This is a genomic window from Sphingomonas sp. LH128 (assembly GCF_000293195.2).
Classification (GTDB): Bacteria; Pseudomonadota; Alphaproteobacteria; order Sphingomonadales; family Sphingomonadaceae; genus Novosphingobium; species Novosphingobium resinovorum_A.
Genome location: NZ_ALVC01000493.1, coordinates 1 through 1,556 on the forward strand (window position 1 = coordinate 1; position 1,556 = coordinate 1,556).

Here is a 1,556-nt window from a genome sequence, read left to right on the forward strand (position 1 = left end):
ATGAGAACAAAGGCGCTTACCATCTCTATCTGCTGGCAACCGAGGCACCGATCGCCCGCCTCAAGCCTGTCGGCACGCGTGACGAAGTCAGGCTCGGCTACTGGTCACACCAGCGAAAATGGGAAAATATCGATGATATGGGCGGATGCGTCTTGCCCCTCGATCAAGCACTCGACCACGTTGCTGAAAACAGCATCTTCTGGACCTGGACCTGACCAAAAACGTACAAAGTCGAGCTAAGATCGAGCGGTGTAAGATCAAGCTGCCGCTGGTTCTCGATCATAACGCTAGGCAGGGCGGTCCATCCCGCCTCCATGAGCGGCTTGGTCCACTTTTTCTCGTTCGTGCGTAGCTCGGCACTACTGTCTGTTTGCCTCTTTGCCGCCATGAGACTATTCCTTTCTTGCAAGCAGATATGGCTCGTCAGCGGCGAGCAATCAAGTTTGATAGGGAGGCGCTAGGGCCGCCCCCGCTGGGCCTCAAAGGCGCCCCCGCGGGCACATTTTTCATTCTCGGGAAGGTGTTGGGCGCGGCCTTGCCGGGCACGGCTCTATCTCCGCGAGCGCCGACCGAGCCACCGTGCCGGCGTCTCAGCCCATTCGGGTGACGATCCTCGCGCGAGGGGTGTGCCACGTGGCGCATCCCTGTTGCCGCGCCGTGGCGCGGTATCACCTTCACAGGGCGCTTGCGGTCCTCCCCCGGAGGCCCACACGCTTAGGGGAACACCAAGGGCTACTGCCCTTTCGTCCCCGAACGACAATCATGCCCCCCGTGTAATCCGCCAAGCGCGGCACCCGACGACCTGAAGGCATCGGCCGCGCTAGAGCGGCTCGCCCGCGCCAGGAGCAAGATTCTCGACCTCCCTCCCCATCCCGTTCCTCGCCGGAAAGGCAGAGCCGCATGCCGCAGAGCAAGCGGCTTTCAGCCTCAAGAGGAAAGGACGAAATCATGGGACGTATCACCGACCAGATGATTGCCATGATCGAGGCTGGCACCCGGCCTTGGTCCAAATCATGGAACGGCAGCACCGCCCCCAACATCCCGCTGCGCTCGACCGGGGTTCCGTATCGCGGCATCAACGTCCTGACCTTGTGGGCGGCCTCCATGACCAAGGGCTATGCCTCCCCCCATTGGCTGACCTTCAAGCAGGCGCTCGCGCTGGGCGGCTGTGTCCGCAAGGGCGAGAAGGGATCAACCGTGGTCTATGCCAACAAGATCGTGGTGGGCGACGGCAAAGCCGGCGAAGCGAGCAGCGAACAGGGCGAGGACGGCAGGCGGAAGGTCGCGTTCCTGAAACGCTACACGGTTTTCAATTCGGAGCAGATCGACGGCATCGAGACGCAATATCCCATGCCCGAACCGATCATCACCGCCACCAATCCCCACGACCGGGACGCCGAGCTTGATGCGCTCTTTGGCCGGGTGCCCGTCACCGTTCGTCATCACGGCTCGCAGCCCTATTATCAGCCGAGAGGCGATCATGTCGTCATGCCAGCATTCGCCGACTTCCATACCAGCGATGACTATTATTCGACCCTTGCGCACGAACTTTGTCA

General features: G+C 61.4%; 2 protein-coding genes. Both read left to right on the forward strand.

What is annotated here, in order from left to right:
• On the forward strand, window positions 1-215 hold a 215-nt coding region (locus LH128_RS33925; RefSeq protein WP_008832611.1), incomplete at its 5' end, for a hypothetical protein.
• A 733-nt stretch (window positions 216-948) separates the two neighbouring features.
• On the forward strand, window positions 949-1,556 hold a 608-nt coding region (locus tag LH128_RS28945; protein ID WP_008833257.1), incomplete at its 3' end, for an ArdC family protein.